This is a genomic window from Sulfitobacter sediminilitoris, from assembly GCF_010667575.1.
GTDB lineage: Bacteria > Pseudomonadota > Alphaproteobacteria > Rhodobacterales > Rhodobacteraceae > Sulfitobacter > Sulfitobacter sediminilitoris.
Window position 1 is genome coordinate 1 of record NZ_JAABNT010000026.1, and the last position, 25,047, is coordinate 25,047.

Annotated in this window: 23 protein-coding genes; 12 read left to right on the top strand and 11 right to left on the bottom strand. The window is 59.4% G+C overall.

Going from position 1 to position 25,047, the window contains the following annotated elements; all coding sequences use genetic code 11:
• The 4 genes from GV827_RS21145 to GV827_RS21160 form a co-directional block, all read left to right on the top strand.
• Positions 1-727: ABC transporter permease (locus tag GV827_RS21145; RefSeq protein WP_164355910.1), on the top strand; the 727-nt coding region annotated here is incomplete at its 5' end.
• Entirely contained in the window at positions 720-1,571 is an 852-nt protein-coding gene (locus tag GV827_RS21150; RefSeq protein ID WP_164355912.1) for an ABC transporter permease, read from the top strand. The genes GV827_RS21145 and GV827_RS21150, both read left to right, overlap by 8 nt.
• Positions 1,568-2,437, top strand: a complete 870-nt coding sequence (locus GV827_RS21155; RefSeq protein WP_164355914.1) for an ABC transporter ATP-binding protein — start codon at positions 1,568-1,570, stop codon at positions 2,435-2,437. The genes GV827_RS21150 and GV827_RS21155 overlap by 4 nt, the downstream gene beginning before the upstream one ends.
• Entirely contained in the window at positions 2,434-3,228 is a 795-nt protein-coding gene (locus GV827_RS21160; RefSeq protein ID WP_164355916.1) for an ATP-binding cassette domain-containing protein, read from the top strand. The genes GV827_RS21155 and GV827_RS21160 overlap by 4 nt, the downstream gene beginning before the upstream one ends.
• Before the next feature lie 182 nt (positions 3,229-3,410).
• On the opposite strand, the gene GV827_RS21165 is transcribed toward GV827_RS21160, so the two are convergent.
• Both GV827_RS21165 and GV827_RS21170 read right to left on the bottom strand, forming a co-directional pair.
• Complete coding sequence (locus GV827_RS21165) at positions 3,411-4,400, bottom strand: ParB/RepB/Spo0J family partition protein (RefSeq protein ID WP_164355918.1); 990 nt, start codon at positions 4,398-4,400, stop codon at positions 3,411-3,413.
• A complete protein-coding gene (locus tag GV827_RS21170) occupies positions 4,397-5,599 on the bottom strand; it encodes an AAA family ATPase (protein WP_164355920.1) in 1,203 nt (400 codons plus the stop codon). The genes GV827_RS21165 and GV827_RS21170 overlap by 4 nt, the downstream gene beginning before the upstream one ends.
• Before the next feature lie 623 nt (positions 5,600-6,222).
• On the opposite strand from GV827_RS21170, the gene GV827_RS21175 reads away from it, so the two are divergent.
• Both GV827_RS21175 and GV827_RS21180 read left to right on the top strand, forming a co-directional pair.
• Positions 6,223-7,215, top strand: coding sequence for a replication initiation protein (locus GV827_RS21175; protein WP_164355922.1), 993 nt, complete (start codon positions 6,223-6,225; stop codon positions 7,213-7,215).
• Positions 7,216-7,223: 8 nt separating this feature from the next.
• Positions 7,224-8,342, top strand: coding sequence for an aminotransferase class V-fold PLP-dependent enzyme (locus GV827_RS21180; protein ID WP_164355923.1), 1,119 nt, complete (start codon positions 7,224-7,226; stop codon positions 8,340-8,342).
• Between the two features lie 35 nt (positions 8,343-8,377).
• Here GV827_RS21180 and GV827_RS21185 read toward each other — a convergent pair whose 3' ends face one another.
• On the bottom strand, positions 8,378-9,541 hold the full coding sequence (locus tag GV827_RS21185) for a pyridoxal phosphate-dependent aminotransferase (protein WP_164355925.1): 1,164 nt from the start codon (positions 9,539-9,541) through the stop codon (positions 8,378-8,380).
• A gap of 88 nt (positions 9,542-9,629) precedes the next feature.
• On the opposite strand from GV827_RS21185, the gene GV827_RS21190 reads away from it, so the two are divergent.
• The 3 genes from GV827_RS21190 to GV827_RS21200 are packed head-to-tail and all read left to right on the top strand — an operon-like array spanning position 9,630 to position 10,940.
• Positions 9,630-10,352, top strand: coding sequence for an SDR family NAD(P)-dependent oxidoreductase (locus GV827_RS21190; protein WP_164355927.1), 723 nt, complete (start codon positions 9,630-9,632; stop codon positions 10,350-10,352).
• A gap of 50 nt (positions 10,353-10,402) precedes the next feature.
• Positions 10,403-10,648 (top strand): type II toxin-antitoxin system CcdA family antitoxin, encoded by a 246-nt coding sequence (locus tag GV827_RS21195; protein ID WP_164355942.1) that lies wholly within the window; start codon positions 10,403-10,405, stop codon positions 10,646-10,648.
• Positions 10,641-10,940: a CcdB family protein gene (locus GV827_RS21200; RefSeq protein WP_164355944.1), complete on the top strand. Its 300-nt coding sequence runs from the start codon at positions 10,641-10,643 to the stop codon at positions 10,938-10,940. Before GV827_RS21195 ends, GV827_RS21200 begins: the two co-directional genes overlap by 8 nt.
• 30 nt (positions 10,941-10,970) lie before the next feature.
• Here the strand turns inward: GV827_RS21200 and GV827_RS21205 are convergent, their stop codons facing one another.
• Positions 10,971-11,729, bottom strand: coding sequence for an MBL fold metallo-hydrolase (locus GV827_RS21205; RefSeq protein WP_164355946.1), 759 nt, complete (start codon positions 11,727-11,729; stop codon positions 10,971-10,973).
• A 24-nt stretch (positions 11,730-11,753) separates the two neighbouring features.
• On the opposite strand from GV827_RS21205, the gene GV827_RS21210 reads away from it, so the two are divergent.
• On the top strand, positions 11,754-12,884 hold the full coding sequence (locus GV827_RS21210) for a pyridoxal phosphate-dependent aminotransferase (RefSeq protein ID WP_164355948.1): 1,131 nt from the start codon (positions 11,754-11,756) through the stop codon (positions 12,882-12,884).
• Between the two features lie 158 nt (positions 12,885-13,042).
• On the opposite strand, the gene GV827_RS21215 is transcribed toward GV827_RS21210, so the two are convergent.
• The 3 genes from GV827_RS21215 to GV827_RS21225 form a co-directional block, all read right to left on the bottom strand.
• Positions 13,043-13,492 carry an OsmC family protein gene (locus GV827_RS21215; protein WP_164355949.1) on the bottom strand — a complete coding sequence of 150 codons (450 nt, stop codon included), beginning with the start codon at positions 13,490-13,492 and terminating at the stop codon, positions 13,043-13,045.
• 24 nt (positions 13,493-13,516) lie between these two features.
• Positions 13,517-14,659 carry a glycine cleavage T C-terminal barrel domain-containing protein gene (locus tag GV827_RS21220; RefSeq protein ID WP_164355951.1) on the bottom strand — a complete coding sequence of 381 codons (1,143 nt, stop codon included), beginning with the start codon at positions 14,657-14,659 and terminating at the stop codon, positions 13,517-13,519.
• A 159-nt stretch (positions 14,660-14,818) separates the two neighbouring features.
• Positions 14,819-15,310, bottom strand: coding sequence for an Lrp/AsnC family transcriptional regulator (locus GV827_RS21225; RefSeq protein WP_164355954.1), 492 nt, complete (start codon positions 15,308-15,310; stop codon positions 14,819-14,821).
• Positions 15,311-15,579: 269 nt separating this feature from the next.
• On the opposite strand from GV827_RS21225, the gene ggt reads away from it, so the two are divergent.
• Positions 15,580-17,169, top strand: a complete 1,590-nt coding sequence (ggt, locus tag GV827_RS21230; RefSeq protein WP_164355956.1) for a gamma-glutamyltransferase — start codon at positions 15,580-15,582, stop codon at positions 17,167-17,169.
• A 51-nt stretch (positions 17,170-17,220) separates the two neighbouring features.
• On the opposite strand, the gene GV827_RS21235 is transcribed toward ggt, so the two are convergent.
• A complete protein-coding gene (locus tag GV827_RS21235) occupies positions 17,221-18,120 on the bottom strand; it encodes an MBL fold metallo-hydrolase (protein ID WP_164355958.1) in 900 nt (299 codons plus the stop codon).
• 233 nt (positions 18,121-18,353) lie between these two features.
• On the opposite strand from GV827_RS21235, the gene GV827_RS21240 reads away from it, so the two are divergent.
• Positions 18,354-20,087 carry a trypsin-like serine peptidase gene (locus tag GV827_RS21240; RefSeq protein WP_204326023.1) on the top strand — a complete coding sequence of 578 codons (1,734 nt, stop codon included), beginning with the start codon at positions 18,354-18,356 and terminating at the stop codon, positions 20,085-20,087.
• A 434-nt stretch (positions 20,088-20,521) separates the two neighbouring features.
• On the opposite strand, the gene ispD is transcribed toward GV827_RS21240, so the two are convergent.
• From ispD to GV827_RS21255, 3 genes are all read right to left on the bottom strand, one after another.
• Entirely contained in the window at positions 20,522-21,196 is a 675-nt protein-coding gene (ispD, locus tag GV827_RS21245; protein WP_164355961.1) for a 2-C-methyl-D-erythritol 4-phosphate cytidylyltransferase, read from the bottom strand.
• Positions 21,197-21,309: 113 nt separating this feature from the next.
• Positions 21,310-22,845: an indolepyruvate oxidoreductase subunit beta family protein gene (locus tag GV827_RS21250; protein ID WP_164355963.1), complete on the bottom strand. Its 1,536-nt coding sequence runs from the start codon at positions 22,843-22,845 to the stop codon at positions 21,310-21,312.
• Positions 22,842-25,046: a thiamine pyrophosphate-dependent enzyme gene (locus GV827_RS21255; protein ID WP_164355965.1), complete on the bottom strand. Its 2,205-nt coding sequence runs from the start codon at positions 25,044-25,046 to the stop codon at positions 22,842-22,844. The genes GV827_RS21250 and GV827_RS21255 overlap by 4 nt, the downstream gene beginning before the upstream one ends.
• Between the last annotated feature and the right edge of the window lies 1 nt (position 25,047).

The window sequence follows — 25,047 nt, forward strand, 5'->3', positions numbered from 1 at the left end:
CCGCCTGCCCGCCACGCTGGAGCTGTCCATCGTCGCGCTTGTCATCGCCGTCATCATCGGTGGCGCATTGGCCCTGATGGGCACGCTTTACCGCGACACCAAGACCGAAGGAGCAGTTGACGTGACCGCCGGGATGGCGCTGTCGATCCCCGATTTCCTCTGGGGTCTTGTCTTAATCTTACTTTTTGGGGTGCTCTGGCCGGTCTTTCACATCTCCGGCCGCATCTCTCCGTCGCTAAACATCGACTTTTCCACGAACTTCTACCTGTTCGAAGCAATCTTGCGCCTGCGTTTCGACGTTATCGCGGACCTGATCGGGCATATGCTTATGCCCGCGCTGGCGCTGGCGATCCCGCTGGCGGCGATCATTGCGCAACTGCTGAAACAGTCTCTGAAAGAGACGATGCACCTTGATTACGTCACCCTCGCCCGCACCAAGGGATACGGCGAGAACCACGTGATCACCCTAGAAGCGCTGCCCAATGCGATCCTGCCGACGCTGACCCTGATTGGTGTGCAGTTCACGTTTCTGATTGGCGGGACCGTCATCATCGAACGGCTGTTTTCTTACGAGGGACTGGGCAACATGGCGATTGATGCGGTGATCAACCGCGACCTGCCGCTGATTCAGGGCATCGTGATCCTCTTTGCGCTCTTGTTCACCATCGTGAACCTTGTCGTCGACATGCTGTACGTCGTCCTTAACCCGCGGCTGCGCCATGCGTGACGCGCGGGGAGACGTCAAACGGCCCATTGGCCTGCGCCTGTGGCTGTCAGGGGGGTGGCTGACGCTTCTGGTGCTGGCCGCCGTCTCTGCGCCGCTCATTGCCCCCAAGGATCCGCTGATGCAGGATCTGTTCCTGGGCCGGATGCCCCCCTTCTGGATGGCCGGGGCAGAGCCGGGGTATTTGCTGGGCACCGACTCCCTTGGCCGCGACGTGCTGAGCCGCATTCTTTATGGGGCACGGCTGGCGCTGATCGTGGCGCTGGTGGCCGGGACACTGACCTGCATCATCGGGGCCACGTTGGGGCTGATGGCGGGCTATTATCGCGGCTGGACGGACCGGGTAATCTCGCGCTTTGTCGATATCTGGATGGCCTTTCCCCCGGTGCTTTTCGCGATCCTGCTGATTGCGGTGCTGGGTCCGGGGCTCATGTCGATCATCATCGCCATCGTCGTCATCGACTGGACCCGCTTTGCCCGCGTCATTCGGGCCGAAGCCATGAGCCAGGGCGCAATGGACTACGTCGCATCGGCCCAAGTCGCGGGTCGCACGCGGTTTGGCACGATGCTAACAGAGATCCTGCCCAATGTCCTGCCCACCATCGTGGCCCTGCTGACGTTGGAGATGGGGATCGCGGTGATCGTCGAGGCAATCCTGAGCTTTGTGAACCTCTCTATTTCGACAGATAGTCCCACATGGGGCGGAATGATTGCCGAGGGACGCACAAGCGTGCATCAGGCGTGGTGGGTACTGGTCTTTCCCCTGATCACCCTCTTTCTGACGGTCCTCAGCTTCAGCCAACTGGGCGAAGGGTTGAAAGACCGCTTTGATCCGGTGCTGCGATGAAAAGCTATCTGTCGATCCGCAACCTGAACGTCCGTGTAAAGAACGGGCCGGTGATCCTGCGCTCTGTCTCGCTGGATGTCGCGGCCGGACAGGTGCACGGGCTGGTGGGCGAATCCGGTGCGGGGAAAAGCATGATCGGCAAGGCGGTGCTGGGCACCCTGCCCCGCGCGCTTGAAGTCACCGGCGGTGAGATCTGGCTGGACGGTACTGACCTGCTGACCCTGCCGCCTGCGGAACGGCGTCGCCGCATCGGCGCGACCGCCGCGCTGATCCCGCAGGACCCGCTGACGGCGCTGAACCCCAGCAAACGCATCGGCCCGCAAATCACCCGGCGGTTGGTCGATATTCTTGGCTGGACCAAGGCAGAGGCGCAGGCGCGCGCGCTGGAGCTGCTGGACGAGGTGCATATCCCCGACCCAGTACGTGTCATGCGGAGCTACCCGCACGAGCTGTCAGGCGGCATGCGCCAACGCATCCTGATTGCCTCGGCCTTTGCCGCAGAACCCAAGCTGATCATCGCGGATGAGCCAACGACGGCGCTGGACGTGACCGTCCAAAAACAGATCCTGCGCCTGATCAATGAAATGCAGACGCGCCACGGTACCGCGCTGCTGTTCGTGACGCATGACCTCGGCGTTGTCTCGAAGGTCTGTGATACGCTGTCGGTTCTATATGCTGGCAAGGTAGTCGAAGACGCGCGGATGCACCGCTTTTTCATGCGGCCCATCCACCCCTATTCCCGCGCCCTGCTGGCCGCGACGCCCACCTATACGGACCCGACGGGAAGCCTGACGCCCGTACCTGAGACCGTCATATCGGCGGTGGAGGAAGAGGTGCGTTTGCACGATGTGAGGGCTGGCCAATGATGTACGAAATCCGCGATCTGCGCCTGTCCTTTCCGGACATGGCACATAAGCCCCTGCTGGGTGCCGCGCCCCGGATCGAGGTGTTGAAGGGCCTGTCCTTTGACGTGCCCAAGGGTGCGATCCTTGGCATCGTAGGCGGCTCCGGCTCAGGCAAATCCACGTTGGGGCGGGCGATGCTGCGGCTGATCGAACCCGACAGCGGGTCAATCAGATTTGACGGGACCGACATCACCCATCTGCTGGAAGATCAGTTGCGCCACCTGCGCCAGCGGTTCCAGATGATCTTTCAGGACCCGATGTCATCACTGAACCCCCGCCGCCGGGTCGGTGGAATCATCGCCGGGCCTTTACGGCTGCACGGTTTGGACAACCTGACGGCCCGCGTGGATAAAGCGCTGGATATGGTCGGCCTGCCGCGCACGTTCGCGCAGCGCTACCCGCATGAATTGTCAGGTGGTCAGCGCCAACGGGTCGGCATCGCGCGGGCCATCGCGCTGCGCCCTGACTTCATCCTCGCGGATGAGATCGTGTCGGGCCTTGATGTCTCAAGTCAGGCGCAGGTACTGAACCTGCTGGGCGAGCTGGTGCGCGAACTGGGGCTGACGTTGGCCTTTATCAGCCATGACCTGTCCGTGATCCGGCGCCTGTGCAACCGCGTTCTGGTCCTGCATCACGGCTTGATCGTCGAAGAGGCGGAAACCGGTGCCCTGTTCGATGCGCCGCAAGCTGACTATACCCGCGATCTTCTGGCCGCGATCCCCCTGCCCGACCCCTATCAGGACTGGCGGTGAATTGCCCATGGGCAATTTCTGATTTTTCGTTTTTTTTCAGGGGGTAAGGTATTTTTCGGCGATGGTCCTGGGGCAGTCGTGGAAATTGAATTGTATTGGAAAGATGAAGACGGGAGGTTTGCCCTGCTATTTGGCAAGGTATTGAAAGATTTGATGTATTTGGAAATTGCCCATGGGCAATTTTATGATTTTCGGGCTTTTAGGTAGTTTTCAAAAGCCCCCCGCAGGGAGGCCTCGGACAGATCAGCATCAAACGCCATGCTGATCTGCTTGCCCTGCTTTTTCACCATGATGCCCCGCTCGCCTTTGGACCGCACAAAAAGCTTTCCAGCAGCAACTTTGGGTGCCTTGGCCTTTGGCTTTGCTGCCGCTTTGAGACGTCGAAACACCTCGGCCACCTCGACATAACCGCCCTGCCCTTTTGCCGCCTTCTGCTGGGTCCTGGCCAGGAACGCCGCCTCTTCCAGAATGGCTTGCGCCTGTTCCGGATTGCCAAGCAACGGCTTTAACGCGCGGGCATGCCGTTCGCGGATGTCGCGTTTGCTGGCAAAGGCGTTCAGGATTTCTTCGGGCATTTTCGCCAGCGTCAGATAGCGCGACAGCCACGGCGGGCTGACCTCCAGCCGTTCGGCCATCGCCTTTTGCGCCCCACCATAATAGAGCTTGATCGCCTCTGCATAATCCACCGCGCGTTCATAGTCGGATATGTCCTCGCGGTCGCGGTTCTCGATATCCGCCAGCCGAAAGGCTTCCTCGTCCGTCAGGTCGCGCACCTCGACCAGATAGCGGAACTGCGGGTAGTTGTTGGCACGCAGCCAGCTGACCGCGAAATGACGCCGTGCGCCGCAGATCACCTCGAACTCGTGCTCTTCGCCTTCCAGACGGCGCACGATGGCCGGAAACTCCTGCTGGCCCTGCGCCTTGATCCCGTCGATCAGGTCGCGGCAGTTTTCCTCGGTCAGCAGGGCGTAATCGCGGTTGTGGCGTTCCCACATGCGGCAGCGGGCCGGGTCCACCAGATGCAGGGTCTTTTCCTGCCGTTCGCCGCTTATCCTCTCGCCGATCGCGGTGGAGCGCTTGAGGAACCGCGCGCCCGTCCTTTCACCCGATGCGGCGGACTTATCCAAGCCGCTGAGCACATCATCGAAAATCGCATCATGTTTCTTGCTCATAGCAGTCCCTCCTTGCGCAAGGCGCTGTGGTGGCTGGGCCAGGTCTTGCGGATCAACAGCTCGATTTCGCCATTCACCGCATCAAGATAGGCGCGGCAGCGTTTGTGCGTATCGGTCCGGGTTGCGGGCCCCGTCAGTTCATAAACGGTGGACAGGTTCGCGGCAGCATTGTCGATCTCGGCGGAATCCTTCAGCACGGCGGTCATCATATCCATGGGGAAAACCGCGTCCATCATCCGCTTGATCGCCTGATGCGCCGACTTTCCGTCGTTCATCTTGGTGGCCAAGATCTTAACGAAGGCATAATCACGCGCACCGCCCGCGCGGGCGAGTTCCTCCAGCGTCGCACCCATCATCTTGAGGAAATGCGCGGTTGAGCCAAAGTCGATGTTGTTGGGCGGGGCGGGGATCACAAGCGCGTTCGAGGCGCGCAATACGGACAGCGAAAGCATGCCAAGGGCAGGGGGCGGATCCATCAGGATCACGTCGAAATTGTCCTTGATAGACTCTATTCCTGTGCGAAGTCGGTCGAGGACAAAGCTGCTGTCGCGCGCCATGCGGGCGGCAAATTCGTATTCTGCGTCGTAAAGTCCAAGGTTGGCGGGGATCAGCGCAATGCCGGGCCAATAGGTGGCGCGCAGGGCGTAGTGAAGTGTTGCGGGGCCGCCGTGACGGAAGAAGGGATAGAGCGTGTCGTCGTCCTCATCCACGTCAACGTCCGGGTTCAGCCCGAACATCGACGTCGTGCTGGCCTGTGAATCGCAGTCGATGACGCACACACGGTAGCCCTTGAGGGCGAGGTATTGCGCAAGGTGGCACACCATTGTTGATTTGCCGACACCCCCTTTGAAGTTCTGGATCGCAAGGACCATCGCGGGGTCATCGGCGGCGCGGTGGGGCAGGGTGCCAAACACCTCGCGCATGGTATTGACCTGTGCCAGCGAATAGCCGGTCCGGCGGCCTGTGTCGGGGTCCTTCTCGGGCTCCGGCAGGCGGCCATCGGCTTCGGCATCGCGGATCAGCTTGTCGCTGCGCCCGACCATTTCGGCGGCCTTGCGCACGTTGAACCGCAAATCAAGGGTCTTGGCGATACCGGGTGCGTAGATGCGTTCGCGCAGACGCTCGATCACGGTGCTGGCGCGGTCGCTGAGATTGCCAAGTTCTGTCAGGGTGACCGGGGGGAGAACAGGATCCTGCATGTGCTGCTTTCGTGTTATGTTTTGTGCGAATCATGAACTGTTCGGGCAAGGCACTCAAGTGTGAAGTTTTTCGAGCAGGGGTGAAAAAGTCGGAAATTGAGGTCCGGCGACGGGAGTTTTCATTTTCACGGTGCGTATCTGATAAAAGCACACGAGAAATGCCCCTGTCACCCCAGATGTAAGATTTGCCAGTGGGTAGGTGCGAGGGCGTACTGGTTTCAGCCCGGAACACTGGAATAATCCCAAAAAGAAACCCCCTTTTGGTTCAGGATTCTAATTGTTCTTTGTTCAGGGTGACGAACCCCTTTGTTTCCATGGTGAAACAGTGCCTAATGCTTACCTTTCGGGGTGGTTTGGCTTACGGGTGGGGAGGTTGTGGCTTACATGCCGGGACGGTTTGTCATACGTTCGGGGAGAGGGCCTAAACCTTACGTTTGGGGTGGCTCCCCCGAGGGGGCGCTGACGTGGTAATATACCCCCGCAGAACAAGGGTTTGCGAATCGGAACGGGCAGGAGCCGCAGAATCTTACCTTACAAATTGGGTGATAGACGCGGACCCGGCAGGTTGATAGCTTACACCTCAAGAGAAACAAAAGTAAGTTTTGCACGTAAGGCAAGGGCAGATGAGCAAAGCCTATCGCACGGTCGATGCGCGGCCCAACGCGCAGACGCTGGTCAAACCCGGCGAACTGGTGGACCTGATCGAGGTCACGCCGCTGACGCTGGCCGACAGGCGGATCTACAATCAGCTGCTGGAAAATGCCTGGGACGCGATTGAAAAGCCGGTCACGCATGTCATCGCGAAATCGGACCTGCGGGGCAGCCATAATTCCAACGACAGGGTAGGGGCCTCGATCGAGCGGTTGATGGCCTCGATCGTCAAGGTCCAGGTCGTGCGCGACGGAGAACCGGCGATTGAACGGGTGCAACTGCTGGGTGGCAACGTCGAAACGGTGCGTCGCGACGGGCTGCTGGAATACGAGATCCCGCAGCGCCTGCGACGGATCATCAAGGACAGCACGGTGTTCGCGCGGCTGCAGCGCGAGGTGATGTTCGCGCTGTCATCGAAATACGCGCTGACATTGTATGAGATGGTGCAGAAGCGTGGCAACCTGCGCTGGCGGTCCTCCGAGAAATTTTCCTTGGAGGATATGCGCGGCGTGCTGGGCGTGCCCAAGGGCAAGCTGACCTCCTGGTCGAACCTCAAGCTGCGCGCGATTGATCCGGCGGTCGAGGAAGTATCAGCGCTTTCTGATTTCATCGTCGAGGTTGCGCCAATCAAAACCGGGCGCCGAGTGACCCATGTGGAGCTGCGCTGGTGGCGTAAGGATGCGGGCGGCGAGGCGGAGGCCGAGCGGGAGCTGCAATTTTCCAAGGTCGGGCGCGCGGCACGGGTGGCGGAAAAGGCAAGGCCCCGGCCGGAGTGGCTTGAGGCGAAGGGGGCCGCACTTAGGGCTGAAACCTATGAGACCGCGAAACTGCGTTTTCCGGGATACGACATTTACTTTGTCGAAGGGGAGTGGCGGGCCTGGGCAGCGGGCAAGCCTGCTGCGCGTGATCCGGACCGCGCCTATCTGGCGTTCTTCAAGACCTATGCTGAAAATCACCCCATTTAGAGACTGATATGACCACCGATCCTGCCTATTTCCTGTATCATTCCATCGGCCTTTATCCCGGCAAGGCCGATGATATGGCAGGGGCCTTGTCCGCGTTCTCTGAGGTCTGGGGTGCCATGGATGATGCCCAGTGGCCCAAGGTTCTGACCGCGCGCGCAGAGTTTCTGGATCTGTGGCGCGATCTGATCGATGCGCCCGATAGATCGCTGACCAGCGCCGAGAATGTCACGACTGCCCTCTTCTCCATCCTCGGTGGGCTTCCGCCAGAGAGGCTGCGGGGCAAGAAAGTTCTGATCGCCGCTGATTGCTTTCCGTCGCTGCATTTCCTGCTGAACGGCATGCAACAGCGCCTGGGGTATACGCTTGAGACGGTGCCGATCCGGCAGGGGGATTTCTGGGTCCGTGATGAGGATATGATCGTGGCTTGGGACGAAAGTGTCGGACTGGCACTGCTGACCTTCGTGACCTCGACCTCTTCGCACCGCTGCGATCTGGATGCGCTGGTGGCGCATGGGCACGCCATGGGATCGCTGGTTGGGGTGGACCTGACCCAAGGTATCGGGATCATCCCGTTTTCTGTCGCCGATACGCCTGCGGATTTCGTTGTCTCGACCACATTGAAATGGCTTTGCGGTACGCCGGGCGCGGGCATCATTCAGATGCGTCCCGATCTGATCGCAGAGGTGAAGCCGGAACTGCGTGGCTGGTTCTCTCAGGACAACCCGTTTTCATGGGATCTGGACGCGTTCGAATACGCACCCGATGCGCGGCGGTTCGAACACGGCACGCCCTCGGTGCTGGCCTGCGTCGGGTCGGTTCCTGCGCTGAAATGGCACGCGGGACAAGAGGGGCTGCTGGCGCAGAACCGCGCCCTGACGGCGGAGGTCATGGCGCAGGCGGGCAGGGTGGGGATGCGTATTGCCACCCCGCTGGACGAGGGACGGCGCGGCGGCTCCGTCATGCTGGAACTGCCTTCGGATGCGGACCCGGTCAAAGTGGTAAATGGATTGCGCGAGCGGCAGATTCACGTCGATGCGAGGGGCCGTATTCTACGGGTCTCGCCCGGCGCGGTGACAGAGATGCGGCATGTGGAGCGGCTGTTCGAGGCGCTGCGCACCTACGTCTGAAACGGGCAGGGGGGAGGTGCGCCGCTTGTCTGGTCTCAGAGGCTGTTGAAGAACCGCTGCATCCGGTCCATCGCGTCCTCCAGCACCTCAAGATCAGCACAACCGAAGCACACGCGCAGATGTCCTTCTCCGGCATCGCCATAGAAGCTGCCTGCCTCGACCACCACACCTGTCTCTGACAACAGACGGTCTGCGCAATCCTGTGCTGAAAGGCCCGTCGCGGAGATATCGGGAAAGGCATAGATCGTGCCCTCGACCGGGGCGCAGGTCACGCCCGGCATCTGGTTGAGCCGTGCCACCACCAGATCACGCCGCGCCCTGTCCCGCGCGACCATGCCCGCAAGCACCGCCGGATCGCCTGTCAGCGCGGCCAGTGCCCCATGTTGAACGAAAGTGTTCACATGGGTCACTTCGTTCGTCGTGATCTTCATCATCGGCCCGATCAGCGCGGCATCGGCAGCGATATATCCCAGCCGCCAGCCGTCCATCGCATAGGCCTTGGTAAAGGCGCACATGGTGATCGTGCGTTCCTTCATGCCGGGCAGGGCGGCGATGGAGATATGCTGTGCGCCGTCATAGGTGATTTCTTCGTAGACCTCGTCTGCCAGCACCAGCAGGTCGTGTTCCTGCGCAAGATCGGCCAGCTCCTGTAGCTCATCGCGCGTATAGACGCGGCCGGTCGGGTTGCAGGGGTTGATCAATGCAATCGCACGGGTCCGGTCGGTGATATGCGGCGCGATCAGGTCGCGGGTGATGGTGAAATTGTTGGCGGCATCCAGCGGCGCGATGGTGACACGCGCACCCGCCAGTTCCGCCTTGCCGATGTGCTGCGGATAATAGGGGGCCAGCAAGAGGCATTCATCACCCTCGTCCAGAAAGGCCATGAAGGCGGCAAAGGACGCCTGCGTGAGACCATTGGTCACGATCACCTCTTCGGGGCTGACGTCCATATCGTTCTGACGCCGCAGCTTGTCCGCGATGGCGCTGCGCAGTTCGGGAATGCCTTGCAGGTCGGAATAATGCACATGGCCCGCCTGAAGGGCCGCGATGGTCGCGTCCTTGATATGCTGTGGCGTGTCCTCGGCCGGCATGCCAAGCTCAAGATGAATAAGGTCGCCTTCCATTCCCACCGCCTTGGCGAACATGCCGAAATTCTTTGGGCTGGTCTCAGTGATGCGGCGGGCAGGGCGGATGGGCATGGGCTTTCCTTGCGTGCGAATTTATGTGCAGATACATATAAATCCGTAACGTGGCCGGGATTGAAAGGCCACAGGAAAAGGGGGAGTGATGGGCAAGGTTGCAGTGGTGACAGGTGCGGCGGGCGGCATGGGACGCGCGATTGTGACACGGCTTTTGGCTGATGGCTGGGCCGTGGTGGGTTTCGACGTGGATGCCGATGGGCTGACCGAGATGGCGCAAGACGGATTTGCGGCGATGGTCGTGGACCTGATGGACCCGGCGGCGATCAAATCCGCCTTTGCGGATATCGAGCAGATGCTGGGCGGGGTCGACGCGCTGGTCAACAACGCGGGCACCTGTTTCATGTCCGAATTCCCCGACATCCCCGAGGATGAGTTTGACCGTCAGATGGCGCTGAACTTCGGCGCGGCGTTTCACTGTTGCCAGGCGGCGATCAAGCTGATGCAGGGGCGTGACGGGGTGCGCAAGATCGTCAATATCTCGTCCAACGGGGCGTATAATTTCGATGTGTTCGATCCGCCGCATTACCGCGCCTCCAAGGCGGCGCTGGACAATCTGACCAAGGATCTGGCGCGGCGGTACGCCAGCGAAAAGATCTCGGTCAACTCTATCGCGCCGGCGATGACGGAAACGCCGCTTTTCGGCGTGCTGACCGAGGACGTATTGGCCAAGGCGATTGCCCAGATGCCCCACGGTCGCGCGATGCAGGCAAGCGAGATCGCCGATTGGGTCGGTTTCCTGCTCTCGCCAGCGGGGGACATATCAAGCGGGAACGTGATCATCCTGAACCAGGGCCGTGACGTGCGTTAGGAATGTGATAAGGTGATGCGCATAAGGTATGCGCATTGTGGAGGTGCATCATGGGCGTTCAGGGATCGGGCAAGAAGAAAGCGACCAATCTGTCGCTGGATCAGGAATTGCTGAAAGATGCGCGTGCACTGGGGGTGAATGTGTCTCAAGCGGCGGAGCAGGGTGTGTCGGACGCGGTGCGCAAAGCCAAGGCCCAGGCCTGGCTGGAAGAGAACCGCGAAGCGATCGAGGCGAACAATCAATGGGTAGACAAGCACGGCTTGCCGCTGGCGAAATACCGTATGTTCAATGTCTAGGTTTCATCTTTATGCCGGATCGGAAGAGGGGGAATACCTTCTCGATCACCAGACCGATTTCCTGTCGCATTATAACACCCGCATCGTGGCCCCTGTCGTGGCCGAGACAGCATTCGACGGCGCCGCAACAGAATTGAATCCCGTGATCAAGGTCGGCGGAGTGGCCCATGTCGTGTTGACGCATTTCTTGTCCGCGGTGCCCGCACAGGGTTTGACAGTGCCGGTCGGAGATTACGCGGCCGAGGGCGACAGATTCACCCGCGCTCTTGATCTTCTTTTTCAGGGCTATTGAGGCGCATCAGATTTCTTTTCTGAGAATTGCTCAGTCAAACCACTCAGGTGCTTTCTTCAGGTTCGGCCATTGCTCGGGCGAATGGCCGAAGATCACAAAAGCGTCGCGTTTGTCCGCCAGTTTCATAAGCCTGTCCCCGTGATAAATCGCCTGATCCACGTCCCAGGACCCTGCGAATTTCTCGTCAATCTCTGATGCGCGGCTGATCGCGTCAGAGGTCAGCAGGACCCAACCCGTTTGCGGTAGCCGCACCATGAAGGCCAGTTGCCCCGGCGCGTGACCCGGACAATGCAGCACCTCGAATCCCTCACCAATCGAAGTGTCTTCCGACACCAGCACATACTCCCTTTCGGGCCATTCCATCGCCTGTTTGCCTGACCAATAGAGCGGGCGGGGCAGGGCGCGTTCATCGGCTGAGATCAGGATCGGCGCCTGCGGATAGCCTGCCATGTCGCCCACGTGGTCGATATGGGTGTGGCTCTGGATCATCAGCGTGACGTCCGTCTTGGCCAGCCCCAGCTTGGCCAGCTGTGGCCCCGGCATGTTGTCCGGTGTCACCGACAATACCCGCCCGAAACTGCCCAGCTCATCCTCTGCTGTCGCGGCCTCGGCATCGCGGGCGTATTTCTCTGGAAAGCCGGTGTCGATCAGCACGACCTCACCTGCGTCCGTCTGAACGACAAAGCCGCAAATGCCAATGGTGCGCGGCCCTGCGTGAACTTCGAATAGGCCGTAATCCAGCACGGCCAGACGTTTCGGTTTGCCCTCAAGCATGATCTGGTTTTTCATGGGCGCATTGGGGAAGGGCGGGCCATGAAAGTCAAGATACACACGTTGTTTCAATATCTTCTTGAAACGACAGATGCAGCCCCCGAGGCGATTGTCGGGTTCTCGCTGTCCGGCTCGCCTGTGCTTGGGGATTACCTTGCCGATCTGGACCCGAACCAGTCGTTAGACTGGAACAACCGCGATTTTCGCGGTTTGCCAGAGCTGCGCGATCACGTGCTGGCGCAGGCCGGGCTGACAGGCACTTGTGCGCAAGAAGATGTACTGATCACCGCCGGCGCGGCCGAAGCAAATTATCTGGCGATCATGCAGTTGCTTCAGCCCGGTGATGAGATCGTGATCGAAACGCCGGGTTGGCCGCAGGCCGAGGTTCTGGCCAAGGCCATTGGCGCGAAGATCGTCAAGGTGACGCGGCAGGAAAGCGACGGCTGGCACCTGCCGTTGGACCGGGTTGCCGACGCAGTCACTGACAAAACCAAGCTGATTTTCATCACCAACCCCAACAATCCGACCGGTGATCTGCTGTCACAGGAAGAGGTGGCAGAGCTGGTGCGCATCGCGGACCGGGTGGGCGCATGGCTGCTGGTGGATGAAGTTTATGCGGGTCTCGAATGGGACGGCCCGCGCGCGCCGTCCGTCGCGGGCATGTACGCACGCGGGATTACCACAGGATCGGTCAGCAAGGCGCTGGGGCTGCAAGGCCTGCGCACCGGTTGGCTGATCTGCCCGGACCCTGATCTGGTGATGGACGCGGTGATCCTGCGGGAAAACTCATCCGAGATCATGAACATCATGGGAGAAGTCATTGCCGAGATCGCGCTGCGACCGGACCGCTATGCCCTTGCTATGGCGCAGGCCCGCACCGAAGGTGCCGCAAACCTTGCCGAGATGAACACATGGGTCGCGGCGCAAGAGGGGCTGTCATGGGTGCCCCCGCGTGCCGGTCTGATTGGTCTGGGGCGCTTGCCTGCCGGGGTCGACAGCGATGCCTTTGCAAAGTTCCTGCTGGCCGACCCCTATCGCACATTTCTGCTGCCCGGCAGCGCCTATGAACAGCCGGGCCATATCCGCCTTGGCGTCGGTGGCGGTGCGGCGGTCAACCTGAAAGACGGGCTTGAACGGCTGTCGCAGGCGCTGGCGGATTGGGCGAACGTCTGAATATTGCTGGCAGGTGCCGGCTTTGGACTGCAGCATGCGCGGACGGGAAAAACGTTCACGCAGCGAGACGTGATGAGGTGTCAGGCGCAGAATGCCTTCATCGCTCAGATCACGCAGTACAAAGTCACCTTGTTGCAAGGCGCTGTTTGTTCAGCGGCTTAGCAAATGTTGATTTCGACGCTCTCCGCCAAGGTGTTCGCGATGAAACAATAACGGTGCGCGCGGTCCTGGATCTCGGCCATCTGCGCCTCGTCCACGGAAAAGCCGGTGTCAAACCGCACCACCGGATTGAGGTCAATCCGCGTGACCGACATCTGCCCCTTGGCGTTCTTTCCCAGACGGGCTTCGGCATAGTCATGATAGCTTGCCACGGGCCAACCTGCCTTGGCGCAAAGCGCGAGAAAGGTCATCATGTGGCAACTCGACAGGGCAGACGCCAGTGCCTGATCGGGGTTGGTGTTGGAAGGATCACCGCCCCAATCTGGGGCGGAGTCTACTTGGACATCATGTGTGCTGTTGTACTGAACGATATGTTCGTTCGAGAACTTTCCCGGTTGCAAAACCGGCTCAGCACGCTGCCAATGCAGGGCGATCGAAAGGTCGGACATGTTTAAGCCCCTCGTCCTTTGCGCTTAGGCAGCGGCAATCTTTTTCTTTGGATCGTAGAACGGGCGCTCCACAACAGTGGCGCGCGTCGGACCGGAGCTTGTCACGACCTCGACCTCGGCGCCGATGTTTGCGTACTCGACCGAGACCATCGCCAACGCGATGTTCTGCTTGAGGCGCGGAGAATATACCGCCGATGTCACCTTGCCAATCGCCGCGCCGCCCTGGTTGATGGTCCAGAACGTCGTATTTGGGCCCTTGAGTGGTTCGCAATCAATAATCAGGCCGATTTGCTTGCGTTGTGGGCCCTCTTCCTTGATGCGGCGCAGCGCGGCTTTCCCGATAAATTCGGCCTCCATGTCAAGGTTAACGAGACGGTCAAAACCCAGCTCATAAGGGTTGGTGTTTATGTCGGCGTCGGCATGATAGGAAAGCATGCCTCCTTCGATCCGGCGAATTGAAGAGGTGTGGCCCGGCTTCAGACCATGGTGCATGCCAGAGGCCATGATCCGCTCCCACAGAACGTCACCATACGCGCTGTCGCGCAGGTAAAGTTCATATCCCAGCTCGCTTGACCAGCCCGTGCGGGAGATGATGAGCGGAATTCCATCAAGCTCGACTTCGCGGAGCCAGTAATACTTGAGTTCCATGATCTCTTCGCCGAAGAGTTCTTGCATGATAAGGCCCGATTTCGGCCCCTGCAGTTGGAGTGGGGAAACATCGGGCTCGGATATCTGCACGTCCAGTCCGGAGTGTACGGCCACCCCCTGTGCCCAAAGCAGGATGTCGCTGTCGGCCAGTGAGATCCAGAAGTGGTTTTCGGCAAGGCGCAGCAGAATTGGATCATTCAGGATGCCGCCATCGGCATTTGTGATCAGGATGTACTTGCACTGGCCAACGGCCATTTTCGACAGATCGCGCGGTGTCAGCATCTGTACGAATTCAGCTGCGTCCGGACCTATGATCTCAACCTGTCTCTCTACCGCCACATCGCAAAGGATGGCCTCATTCACGAGGTTCCAGAGGTTTTGTTCTGGGTCACCAAAGTCGCGTGGGATATACATATGATTATAAACAGAAAAACCTTTCGCTCCCCAACGTACTGTGGCGTCGAAATAAGGTGATTTACGGATCTGTGTGCCAAAACCGAAGTCGTCTGCCTGTGTCATTTTCGCCCTCTCAGCAGGTGGCCCAGCGGGCCAATCACGTGTTGAACCTTGGCGATGATATAGTTTGAAAAATTTGGAAGTGTCGGTCTTGGAATGCGTGCTTTTCAGCCCGATCAGTCCGATTATTCAGCCCCTTTTAGGCCGTTCAGTCTCAGAGCATCATTTTCCGCTCTTTGCGACCAACTTGGCAAGGTTAGGCTGGCTTGATTTGATTTGACGAGTCGCGATGTATGTCATGTAGCGGTCAATCGCGAGATCGCTTGAGAGCATCTCCTCCATCAGCGCCTGAAACGCGGCGAGGCTGGGCGTTGTGGCCTTCATCACATAGTCCATGCCACCGCCAGTGGCGATGCAATCAGTGACCTCGTCAAGGCTGAGGATATGGGCCTCAAAACGGTCGAAATCTGACTTGCGATGATGCGTCAGCGATACGGTCACAATGACCTGCGTGAAATCAATGATGCGCTCTAGCGCCAGCGCGGCATGATAGCCGCGGATGTAGCCAGCGGCCTTGAGCAGTTCGAGGCGCGCCCAGCAAGGCGTGGGCGAAAGGTTCACGTACTCTGCCAGCCTTGTCTTGCTCAATTGCCCGTACTGCTGAACAGCACTGAGGATACGAATATCCGTAGCATCAAGGCCCAGTTTTTTCATGCACGCAAATCTTTCACACAGCTGAAGAACAAAATGCTCAGGTTTATCCGAAAGTGATCTGACCGGCCTACTATTGCGCGCATTCGGGAATTTGGCACCGGTTTTTCCGACCGTTTCCTTTGCAATCACGCCAACAGGGACTGTACTGCACGTCTTGTTTGGCCGATCTCGGATAGCAAACAGAACAATCAGGCGACCCTGCATTTTTCTACATGTCATTACGTTTCAGAAGCGCTAGGTTCCGGCCAATCAAGACAAAGGACCAACATATGCGCGATTTTCACGACCCCAAGCGATCCCCGATTTATGCTGCCAACGGCGCGTTGGCGACCTCACATCCGCTGGCCACGCAGGCCGGATTGGATGTTCTGAAGCGGGGCGGCAATGCTGTTGACGCAGCCGTCACGGCGGCTGCGGTGCTGGCTGTGGTTGAGCCTTCGATGACAGCGATTGGCGGGGATGGGTTTGCACTGATCCATCAGCCGGGCAAACCGCTTTATGGGTTGAATTCATCCGGTCGGGCGGCAGCGGCACTGTCGACAGAAATGCTGGTGGGGCAGGGCTGGTCCGAGATGGATGACCTGAGCCCTCATGCGGTGACCGTTCCGGGTGTTGTGAAGTCCTGGGAGAGCCTTTTGGCGTCCCATGGCACGATGGGGCTGGAAGAAGCCCTGAAGCCCGCCATTGAGGCCGCTGAAGCCGGTTTCGTTGTTTATCCACGGGTCTGGTCCGATTGGCAGGAATGTGTGGCCAAGCTGACCTCTCAAGGGGCCGGAGGACAGCATTATCTGGTAGACGGGCGCGCGCCCCGGATGGGCACCATCCACAAGCTGCCTGCGCTGGCGGCGACGCTGAAAGTGATCGCCAAGGAAGGCGCCAAGGGGTTCTATGAAGGGGCGGTGGCTGCTGACATCGTGGCCGAGTTGAAACAGCGCGGCGGCGTGATGACCGAAGAAGATCTGGCGGGGGTTTCGGCGGACCCTTGCACGCCGGTCACGGCTGGCTATCGCGGGATCGAGCTGGCCGAGCTGCCTCCGAACGGAACCGGGATCATCGCGCAGGTGATCCTGAACCTGCTGGAGCGGTTCGAACTGAAAGGGCTTGAGCCGCACGGCGCGGAGCGGTTGCATCTGGAGATGGAGGCAGCGCGCATCGGCTATGCCATCCGGGACGCGCACATCGGTGATCCGACGACCATGGGTGTTGCGGCTGAAGCCCTGATCGACAAGGCCTGGGCCAAGGGTCTGGCAGCGACGATTGACCCGGCAAAGCGCAACGAAGACCTGCCCTCGACCGATCCGAATTTCACCAGCGACACGATCTATCTGTCCTGCGTGGACCGGGACGGCATGGCGGTGTCGCTGATCAACTCGATCTTCAAGGGGTTCGGGTCGGGCATCGTTACGGAAAAGACCGGGATCATCCTGCAAAACCGGGGCGCGGGCTTCCGTGTCAAGCCGGGGCACCCCAACACCATCGAAGGCGGCAAGCGGCCGCTGCACACGATTATCCCTGCAATGGCGATGCAGGGCGACAAGCCGCGCTATTGCTTTGGTGTGATGGGCGGCCAGTACCAGCCTACGGGGCATGCTCACGTGATCACCAACATGGTCGATTTCGGCATGGACCCGCAGGAGGCGCTCGACAGTGCGCGGCTGTTCTGGCGTCCTGACGGCACGATTGAGCTGGAGCCGACACTGGGGCAGGAGGTCTATGACGGGCTCAAGGCCAAGGGACATCCTGTCGATTGGACCAAGGTGCCCCATGGCGGTGGCCAGATTATCGAGATCGACCACGACGCTGGCGTGCTGATTGCCGGGTCTGACCCGCGCAAGGACGGCTGCGCGATGGGGTATTAAGGTCAGGCTTGCCCAAAGTCGTTGTGGGGCAGGGGTCTTACCCCCGCCCCTTCAGAACTTGTTGAGCGGGATTTTCAGATAGCGTTCGCCGTCGTCTTCGGCCTGAGGCAGTTGTCCTGCGCGCAGGTTCATCTGAAGAACGTGCAGCATCCGGTCGGGTTCGTTCAGGGTCTTGTCGCGCGCGGTGCGTTTCTCGATGTAAGCGTTTCTGGGCACGCCGCCACCGATGTGGACGTTGTGGCGGCGCTGTTCCTGCACGGTGGATTCCCAGGTTGGGATGCCCCGGTCGGCGGTGCCGTAATCATGCCCGACAAAGAGGCGCGTGGGGTCGGGCAGGGCTAGGATATCCTGCAACGAGTCGTACAACATATCAGCTGAACCGCCGGGGAAATCGGCGCGCGACGTGCAAGCGTCGGGCTGCATGAACGTGTCGTGCACAAAGGCAGCATCACCGCCCACCACGTAGGTGATGGAACCCAGCGTATGGCCTGGCGACAGCATCACCCGGACGGGCAGCGTGCCGATCTGGAAGGTATCTCCGTCCTCGAGCAGATGGTTAAAGTCAGCCTCGGGGTCGAAGGCGTCCGGCATGTTGTAAAGCCCGCGCCAAAGCGCGGCGATTTCTTTGACCTTGGCGCCGATGGCGTTTGGCTTGCCCAGCCGTTGTTTCAGCCAGTGCGAGGCCATCAGGTGGTCAGCGTGGGGGTGGGTGTCGAGAATCCATTCAATCTCCAGCCGCTCTGTCTCAGCGTAGCGCAGGATGTGTTCCACGCCGCTGCTGTCCGCCGCCGTGCTGGCGGGGTCAAAGCCCATGACCGCATCGATAATCGCCGCCTTGCGGGTTTGAGGATCGGACACAAGGTATTGGATGCTGCCGGTCGGCCTGTCGTAGAAACCGGTAACATCGGGGGATTGGGGTCCGACCGAGGGGCTGGTCCGGGAGAGTGCCATGGGATGCTCCTTCATTCATATTCTTGTTTATGAATGCGTGAGCGAGCCGATGGTTCCGAAGATTTTGGGTGGAGGTTCTGGGTGAGGTTTCGGCGTGGTGAGGTGTTGGGCGAATTGGGAGCGGATCAGGACCAGAGAATACAACCTTCGATGGAAGAGAGAAAACTTTGGTTCAATAATAATGGGATGCCTCTGAAAAAGTTCCCGTATTAAGAGAATCATTGATAATCGAATTGATCCAAAGCAAGCTAATCATACTTGAAGACTTATTCTATCAATGCGCAATTTTTTATGCGCACGCAATTTTTAAAAATTTATTTTGGAGTTACAAAATGGGCTCGACCAGTGCAATTGATCGCGAAAAAAACAACGAACCTGAGTTTCGTGCTTGGTACGAACAAAAAACAAAGGAGATAGCCGCAGACCTTGCGATAACTGAGGGAAAGATTGAAGAAGATGTCACAAAGTATTTCGCAAAGGGCGGTTGGGACGACTACAAGCCATTCATCGAAGGAATTTCTGTCGATACGCTGAACTCGAATGAATGGTCCCTCGATAATGTCGGAAAGATCCTGTCGGCTGTTGAGGGCGCAATTTTTGGCAGTGGCGAGCCGCCAAAGGGCATAAAAGTTGAAAACGAAAGCACGGTCGGGCCTGCCATCGCGCAGATGGCTGATCTGAGACTATATGTCTTGGGCAAAGCCTTTGAAGCCATTCAGGGCATCCTTCAGGTCTTTTCCACTAGCTCCAAAGCTGAGACCCACGAAAAATACTCGATCGACCTGGTCGCGCCGGGCATGACAATGTTCATGTCGATCAAGACTGCGTCATATGAGAACAGCGGATTCTTTTCCAATCAGGTGATCTCCCAATATTACTATGTTTTCAAAGTCTACTTTTCGAACAAGCAGGCCGGCGACATTTCCAAGTATAACGACCTTCTTGCCTATGAAGATCTTAAGGCCGCGTATAGAAACAAGATCAAGGTTCTTGCGAACATCATTGATGATCCGCTTACCACGTTTGAAGCGGTTACCCAGCTTGACGGTCAGCTTGAGTTCTATTCGAAAAAGCTGGTGGATATTCAGGCCAAGATTGATGAACTGTCCGCAAAGGAGATGAATGCGATCCTCGAGCGGAAGAACCGCACAATTGTGGCCAAGCGTGCACTGGCAAAAAAAGAGTCGGTCAAGCGATTGCCGAAGTCCGGTTATGGGTCAGTATTTGTACCCGTGCCCGGCAGTATTCCAAAGCGTGTCAAATCGGTAGATGAGGCCCCTTTCAATAGTGTCGGTCTCCTGCGAATGAAATTTCCCAACGGTGGATATTACATCGGGACGGGCACCGTTGTCAGGCTGCAGAAGAACGACAAAAGTGCGCGCTATGTTCTGACCTGTGCGCATAACCTCTATGACCAGGGGGATGGTGGCGAGGTCACGGAAGTCACGTTTCAGCCCCGGATGAATGGCCGAGAGGTAATGGTTGCGCCGCTGATCAAGGCGGACGAATGGCGCTTCCCGTCCAGCTATCCAGATAGCGCAATTTCGCGCGAGGCCCGGAATTCAGCAATTGGGCTGTCTTTACTCAAGGAGGCGGCTGACTGGGACTATGCTCTTGTCCGTCTTTCCGAGCCCGTAGACAAGGCAAGTATGCCGCGCCCCCTTTGGGAGGAGTACGTCGATGATGAAAATGCGGAACTCAATGGTCTTTACGGATGGGATGATACCGACGCGACAGAGATGTTCACTGCGAACGGAATCATTTCCGAGGTACATGAAAGACTGCTTGGGTATGCCATCAGTTCGCGACCTGGGGCCAGTGGGACTGGCCTGTATCTGTCAGACAGCGAGAAGATTGTTGGTGTACACATCTACGGCGTGGCGCAGGACAACATGAACTATGCCCGCCGCGTGACCACAGATGTCCTGAAGGACCTGCAAAAGTGGGCAAAAGAGATGGCAACCTAGCCCATCTCAGACAAACGCACATGTTTTATGTGACGCTTTAGTTTGGCGAAATCTGGGCTTCCCAACACCGATTTTGCCAAACACAGTCCGTTCATCCTCTCAGGCTCGCGGCGTGGCAGACAGCGGTTTCCCCGCCTGACCCGCGCCGCGAAAATTCTGGGAGGTTCTTCGATTCTGCGTCCGCCACACCGCTTGTATCCAATTGTGTCACGTCAGCCTCAGGCTACGCCAAGTTTATAGAAGCAGAGATGAGCGACGTTGTGATTTCTCAAGTTTCTAAAAAACGATGAAAATGTATTCCACAGGAATTTGACGAGCTGGCGCAGCATCGTAAGAACCATGGGAAATAATTACATAATCGACCTTACCAGAGTTAGCAGAGCCAAAGGGAGCGCGCCCCTTATACAACCATGCCGCCGACTTCAGCTGCGGCGTCAAAGGACAGAAACCAACTGCTCCGCGCGGCGCAGATCTTGCGGTGTGGTGATTTTGAAATTCTCGGACGCGCCTTCAACCACCCGTGCCGTCATCCCCGCCGCACGGGCAATTTCAACGTCATCGGCAGCGTCGCCCTGATACCCGCGATGGGCTTTCAGCAAGGTTTGAAAATGAAACCCCTGCGGGGTCTGCGCACGCCACAATCCGTCACGTGGGACGGGTGCGACGGCCGCGCCCTCCTCGACACGCCACAGGGCATCGACAACGGGCAGCGCGGCAAAGGCCGCTTCGGTAGTCTGCAACATGTCCAGCACATTCCGGATGATCCGCCTGCTGACAAAGGGCCGGGCCGCGTCATGGATCAGAACGCAATCGGGCGCGTGCCCGGACAGCGCCTCTAACCCCTGCAACACCGACTGTGCGCGGGTCGCACCGCCTGTGACGGGGGCCAAGAGGCGCGGATCGTCCAGCCCTGCCATTGCATCCGCGTACATCTTTGCATCGTCGGGATGGATGACCGCCTGCACCAACCCCAGATCGCCACCGCTCAGAAACTTTTCGACGGAGCGGCGGAAAGCGCAAATGCCCGCGATCGGCACATATTGCTTGGGCACTTCAGAGCCAAACCGCGTGCCACGTCCGGCAGCGACAATCAGAGCAGCGGCGGTCACGTCAGCGTGCCGCCAAAGGGTAAAAAGGCATAGTCAGCATTCATCATATTGAAATGCCACAGCCTGCCCCGCCCGTCGAGCCTTGTGGCACCGCAGCAGCGCAGCCAAATTGGTCAAACAAAACTCCGCACGGTGTGAATGGCACCCTCAAGCGCCTTGCCCTCCGGGTCTTGCAGCGCCGCTTCACGCAGTCGGTGCATCCAGTCTGCGGCATCATCGCGTCCTTTCAGCATCTCCGCCGCGGCCATCACCGTACCGAATTTCGTCAGCCCCCGCGCATGGGTGTCGGAATACCCTTTGATCAGGCGGCGGTTCTTCAGCAACTCCACCGCCAGCACGTAATCCTGTTCCAGCACCGCAAGACTGTCGTGCAGCCATGCGTCCAGATGGGCCACCTCAACCTCATGCCGGCGGGTCTTCAGGCGATAGCCTTTCAGCCCTCCCAGAAAGTGCAGCATGAGGAAGGACCGCAAGGTATGGGTTCGAAGCCGCCTGCCCTTGTTGAACCAGCGGTCAAGCAGCGCCATGCGCGCCGGCGACGCCTCCCATTTCGCGCCCATTCTGGCGGGCATCATGCTGGCCACTTCCTCGGCGCGGGGATGAAAGAACTCTGTCAGCTCAACAAGGTTGCTGTCCTTTGCGCCCATCTCGTCGTGGATCCGGGCAAAGCGGGAGCGGCGGGTTTTGAGGTCCGCCACGCGGATGATGTCATCATAGGCCATTGCGTTGGCGATATACTTGGCCGCCGTGGTGCTGAGCTCCCAAACTTTGTCGTCCGAGTCCCGCGCAATCACATCGTCAAGGCGGTCCAGATAGGAGGCACCATAGGCGCAGTCCTGGAAATCCACGACCTTCATCAACCCGGCCTGCGCCATCCACTGCACCGGTCCGGGCAAGGCCTGTGTGCGGTCAACCAGCGCCTGCCATTTCTTCATCTCTCTGGCCGGACCGACCAGCTTCAGCGGCGCCTGCTCTTCTTCCGATGCCGCCTCAGGCTCTCCGTTTTGCGCGGCGTCAAACCCGGCGGCAAATGCCCTGAGTGACGCCTCAACCCCTTTTCCGCTGGCCCGGATGGCGTCTTCGAAGGCCTCTCGCGCGAATGGCAAGGCACCTGACCCCGCCAGTGCGCCAAACAGACTGGAGGAAACAACCGATCCCTGTTCAACCGCCAGCCGGTCCATGTCGGCCAGGATCAACTGCTGCGATGCGACCTCAGCCGCAGCGCGGACTTCTTCGGCGTTGGCGATCCCGTCGCCGGGCACCGTCTTTTCGGACACCGCCAGCGCGCGATGAGTCGAGCCGATCAGGACCGTGCGGTCCGGCGTCACGAAACCGCGCATCACGGCGCGACCGACTTCCATCATCTCGGCGGCGATCAGCACGTCAACGTCGCCGCCCGCAGGGGCCAGCGCGAAAACTGGCTGCTGATCCGTGGCCGGTGTCATTTCGATATAATAGATCGTGGCCCCTGTGCGCTGTGCGACACCGGCAACGCTGGTGGCCTGACAGGCGTAACCCTGCGACCGCGCAAGGCTCTCGATCCAGTTGGTCAGCACGCCACCGCCCTGCCCGCCCACGGCCAAGACCGCCAGCTTAATGATCTGGCCGACAGCCGCGTCGGGCGTCTTGTGTTTCAAGGGCATGTTCATGTGAGCGCCCCCATGGGCGGCTGCGGTGCAGCTTTCGCGCCGCTCGGGGCTGCAGGCGCGGTCCCGCTCAAACGCAGACGTTTGCCGTCGCGCCGCTTTTGCAGCCAACCGATGATCCGCTGCCGCATCCGCGCGCGCCAGCTTTCAAACCCGCCGGGGTTATGCACCACGTCCGCCCGGTAGAACGACGGACACAGCACGGCGGCATCCGCCACCTCGCCGCAATTGCCGCAGCCCACGCAGGTCTGGTCGATACTGGCAATCGGATCGTCGCGCAGCGGGTCGTCCAGTTTTTTGAGCGAGAGCGACGGGCAGCCCGACAGCCGGATACAGGCGTGATCCCCGGTGCAGATGTTCTCGTCCACGCCAAAACGCGGCACGTCCACGCGGCGGCCGTCCTTGATCGCCTTGTTGCGCAGGGGCTTCTCCCGCCGTTGCTTGTTCAGCATACATTCCGAGGAGGCCACAATGACCTTCGGCCCCTTGAAGTCAGTCGTCAGTGCCTCGCGCACCGTGTCGCGCACCTTGCCCACGTCATAGGTCCGGTCGATGGTGCGCACCCATTCCACGCCGACGCCCTTCAGCGCCTTCTCGATCGGGTTGTTCGTGGCCTTAGTGTCATTCTTTGCCCGAGACGACAGGATATCCTGCCCCCCCGTCGCAGCGGAATAATAGTTGTCCACGATGACGACCACATTGTCGGACTTGTTGAACACCATGTTGCCGATGGAGGAGCTCAGCCCGTTGTGCCAGAACCCGCCATCCCCCAGCATGGAAATCGCCCGCCGTTCACCGCCGCCGTCAAACGCTGCGTTCGCCGCCGGGCCAAGGCCATAGCCCATGGTCGCCCCGCCGATCTCGAAGGGCGGCAGCGAGCCGAAAAGATGACAGCCGATGTCCCCGGTGATCTGGTGCTTGCCCAGCTCCTGCTCCACCAGCTTCATCCCGGCAAAGATGGGGCGTTCAGGGCAACCGGTACAGAAACCGGGTGGCCTCATCGGCACGGTTTTGGACAGATCCGGTATGGCCGGTTCTTCCTGATTGGGGGCCCTCACCTGCCCCGGCAGCATGTCGGGCGCGGCTTTCTTCAGGAACGCCGTTACCCCGTCCAGCATCACCTGCCCGGTGTATTCGCCCGCCATGGGCAGCACATCCTTGCCATAAAGCTTCAGCTTGCGGCCTGCCTTATAAAGGAAGTTACCCAGCATCTGCTCAATATGCTCAGGCTGGCCTTCTTCCACGATCATCACATGATCCTTGCCCTCGCAGAACGCGTCGAATTCACTTTGGACAATGGGATAGGTCACGTTCAGACAATAGATCGGCACTTCGGTATTGCCGAAAACATCCGCCAGACCCAGCCGCTGCAGGGCGCGGATCAGGCCGTTGTACATGCCGCCCTGCACCACGATCCCCAGCTTGGCCTTTTCAGGGCCAAAGACCTCGTTCAATCCATTCTCAACGATGAACTTTTCTGCAGCCGGCCACCGGTGCGTGATCTTGTCCTGTTCGTGAAGATAGCTCATCGGCGGCAGCACAACCCGCTTGAAATCAGACTGCGGGTTGGCAATCGCCTGCTTGACCGTCAGGGGTGGCGGCACGTTGTCCTTGGTCGCGAAACTGCCCGTCACATGGCACGACCGGATGCGTACCATCAGCATCACCGGCGTATTGCTGGCCTCGCTCAACTCGAACCCGTCCTTCACCGCCTTGGTGATCGACGGCAGGTTCGGGCGCGGGTCCAGCATCCAGAACTGCGATTTCATCGCAAAACCGTGGCTGCGTTCCTGCATGATCGAGGAGCCTTCGCCATAATCCTCGCCCACGATGATCAGCGCGCCGCCGTTCACACCGGACGAACAGAGGTTCGCAAGCGCGTCCGACGCCACGTTCACGCCGACAGGCCCCTTGAACGTCACCGCACCCCGGATTGGATAATGTACCGACGCCGCCAGCATCGCCGCCGCAGCGGCTTCTGATGCGTTTGCCTCAAACCGCACCCCAAGTTCGGCCATCAACTCTTCTGCGTCCGCCAGCACATCCATCAGATGCGAAATCGGCGCGCCCTGATAGCCGCCTACATAGCCCACACCATTTTCCAGCAGCGCCTTTGTGATCGCCAGAATCCCCTCGCCGTTAAACACGTCACCATCGCCCTTGCGAAGGTGCTCCACTTCCGCCTTGAATGACCGTTCAGCCATT

What these genes read in the sequence shown, in the direction of transcription:
- GV827_RS21150 (WP_164355912.1), top strand. Translation starts at nt 720, where the DNA reads ATGCGTGACGCGCGGGGAGACGTCAAACGGCCCATTGGCCTGCGCCTG.
- GV827_RS21155 (WP_164355914.1), top strand. Translation starts at nt 1,568, where the DNA reads ATGAAAAGCTATCTGTCGATCCGCAACCTGAACGTCCGTGTAAAGAAC.
- GV827_RS21160 (WP_164355916.1), top strand. Translation starts at nt 2,434, where the DNA reads ATGATGTACGAAATCCGCGATCTGCGCCTGTCCTTTCCGGACATGGCA.
- GV827_RS21165 (WP_164355918.1), bottom strand. Translation starts at nt 4,400, where the DNA reads ATGAGCAAGAAACATGATGCGATTTTCGATGATGTGCTCAGCGGCTTG.
- GV827_RS21170 (WP_164355920.1), bottom strand. Translation starts at nt 5,599, where the DNA reads ATGCAGGATCCTGTTCTCCCCCCGGTCACCCTGACAGAACTTGGCAAT.
- GV827_RS21175 (WP_164355922.1), top strand. Translation starts at nt 6,223, where the DNA reads ATGAGCAAAGCCTATCGCACGGTCGATGCGCGGCCCAACGCGCAGACG.
- GV827_RS21180 (WP_164355923.1), top strand. Translation starts at nt 7,224, where the DNA reads ATGACCACCGATCCTGCCTATTTCCTGTATCATTCCATCGGCCTTTAT.
- GV827_RS21185 (WP_164355925.1), bottom strand. Translation starts at nt 9,541, where the DNA reads ATGCCCATCCGCCCTGCCCGCCGCATCACTGAGACCAGCCCAAAGAAT.
- GV827_RS21190 (WP_164355927.1), top strand. Translation starts at nt 9,630, where the DNA reads ATGGGCAAGGTTGCAGTGGTGACAGGTGCGGCGGGCGGCATGGGACGC.
- GV827_RS21195 (WP_164355942.1), top strand. Translation starts at nt 10,403, where the DNA reads ATGGGCGTTCAGGGATCGGGCAAGAAGAAAGCGACCAATCTGTCGCTG.
- GV827_RS21200 (WP_164355944.1), top strand. Translation starts at nt 10,641, where the DNA reads ATGTCTAGGTTTCATCTTTATGCCGGATCGGAAGAGGGGGAATACCTT.
- GV827_RS21205 (WP_164355946.1), bottom strand. Translation starts at nt 11,729, where the DNA reads ATGAAAAACCAGATCATGCTTGAGGGCAAACCGAAACGTCTGGCCGTG.
- GV827_RS21210 (WP_164355948.1), top strand. Translation starts at nt 11,754, where the DNA reads ATGAAAGTCAAGATACACACGTTGTTTCAATATCTTCTTGAAACGACA.
- GV827_RS21215 (WP_164355949.1), bottom strand. Translation starts at nt 13,492, where the DNA reads ATGTCCGACCTTTCGATCGCCCTGCATTGGCAGCGTGCTGAGCCGGTT.
- GV827_RS21220 (WP_164355951.1), bottom strand. Translation starts at nt 14,659, where the DNA reads ATGACACAGGCAGACGACTTCGGTTTTGGCACACAGATCCGTAAATCA.
- GV827_RS21225 (WP_164355954.1), bottom strand. Translation starts at nt 15,310, where the DNA reads ATGAAAAAACTGGGCCTTGATGCTACGGATATTCGTATCCTCAGTGCT.
- ggt (WP_164355956.1), top strand. Translation starts at nt 15,580, where the DNA reads ATGCGCGATTTTCACGACCCCAAGCGATCCCCGATTTATGCTGCCAAC.
- GV827_RS21235 (WP_164355958.1), bottom strand. Translation starts at nt 18,120, where the DNA reads ATGGCACTCTCCCGGACCAGCCCCTCGGTCGGACCCCAATCCCCCGAT.
- GV827_RS21250 (WP_164355963.1), bottom strand. Translation starts at nt 22,845, where the DNA reads ATGAACATGCCCTTGAAACACAAGACGCCCGACGCGGCTGTCGGCCAG.
- GV827_RS21255 (WP_164355965.1), bottom strand. Translation starts at nt 25,046, where the DNA reads ATGGCTGAACGGTCATTCAAGGCGGAAGTGGAGCACCTTCGCAAGGGC.